Raw genomic sequence first — 1,397 nt, 5'->3', positions numbered from 1 at the left:
AACAATAAATTCTGAATAGAAACTCGATTTATCCCCCTTGAAAAATGAATCTCTGGCAAATTCGCTCTTATTTTTGATGCTCGTGCAATATCCAGATTAGCAGGACACACCGGATACTCTGACTAAGGCACCAATGGAATGAACTTAATTACTTACCCGCTTCGGCGGGTTTTTATTGGGTATAAGGAAAGAATTTAGAAATTATGCGGCATAGCTAACAGACAAATCTATCTTACACAGGAATTATATTTACTCCATCGATAACCGGAGCAAAGCAAATGGAAAAAATTCTTCAAGTTTATGTAACCGGCATATTGGTCCTCTTTTTTTTGCACAACTCAATAGCTATAGCTGGATCTAATGAAGATCGCCGAGATAAAAATCAAAACGAGAGTGATGTACTTTCACAACCAAAAAAAGAATCGATTGATAAAAGAAACCAAGAACCTTCTGATAAAACTGGTGCTCGTCTAGAAAGAGATCGTCAAAGTGAGGCAATCTCCGGCTCGGGTTCAGGCCCATTAGGCACAGGGCCCGGATCATCATCAGGGACGAATCCATCTGGTACAGCACCAGCAGCCGGGTCATCAGATTCAGGAACAGGTCCGGCTTATCAGGGAAGGAGGAAGTCGGCTGAGTAAAGCACTTTAAACCTGATGCATAAACCGCCCTGCCCTAGATGGCGGTTTTTTTGTTACCCTAATTCATCAATTTGTAATAAATATTCTTTAAAATAGTTATTGCCAACCACCACCAGATCCCCTTCCCCTTGAATGGCCGGCTACCCCAGTGCAAGCAGTCAGAAAAGAAACAACTGCTAAAAGAGCGCCTAAAATTATGTTATAAATATCCATCAAGGCTCTTTCAATCTACAATAAAAAAATTTCGATCAACACAGCCGCAACAATGCCAACTGCGCAAAAGATCAAATCCAGCATGCAATCGGTACCACAGCTATACCATGGTAGACCGCTTGATATTCGCTGAACGACTTCTTGCCCATAGGCAAACGCAGCAACCAATAAAGCCGCAGCCCATACCGGAAGCAATAGCGATAAAATTAATGTTGAGCCTGCACCTGTTATGAAATGCAGAGTTTGATCTCTGAGTTCTTTTTTGATATCCATTTTTTGGGGCATAAAAAAACCCGCTCATCGGCGGGTGTATAAAATAAAAAAGCCACGCTTTTTAGGGCGCAGCTTTCAACGTATTAATTAAGTGCTATTTTGGCAGACTTTTTGCCAATTTCAATAAATTACCTAGTCAGCCCTGAACAATTCTATTTTCAGGCGTAGGCGAGTGTAAGACGATGGTTGGCTCCGTCATCATTCATTAATGGCCAATGCAATTGCACGAGAATGAGGGCGAGAAGAAGCCTCAGCTTCCTCAGAATCATC

General features: G+C 41.8%; 2 protein-coding genes. One reads left to right on the top strand and one right to left on the bottom strand.

Annotated elements, in window-relative coordinates; translation table 11 throughout:
• The first annotated feature begins 278 nt into the window (after positions 1-278).
• On the top strand, positions 279-641 hold the full coding sequence (locus BM021_RS15005) for a hypothetical protein (RefSeq protein WP_090721771.1): 363 nt from the start codon (positions 279-281) through the stop codon (positions 639-641).
• A 228-nt stretch (positions 642-869) separates the two neighbouring features.
• Here BM021_RS15005 and BM021_RS15000 read toward each other — a convergent pair whose 3' ends face one another.
• Positions 870-1,139 carry a hypothetical protein gene (locus BM021_RS15000; RefSeq protein WP_090721770.1) on the bottom strand — a complete coding sequence of 90 codons (270 nt, stop codon included), beginning with the start codon at positions 1,137-1,139 and terminating at the stop codon, positions 870-872.
• Positions 1,140-1,397: the final 258 nt, after the last annotated feature.

It is taken from the genome of Nitrosomonas sp. Nm166 (assembly GCF_900112825.1).
Classification (GTDB): Bacteria; Pseudomonadota; Gammaproteobacteria; order Burkholderiales; family Nitrosomonadaceae; genus Nitrosomonas.
Note: the sequence above shows the minus strand (reverse complement) of the source record. Positions and strands in the feature narration are given on the sequence as shown.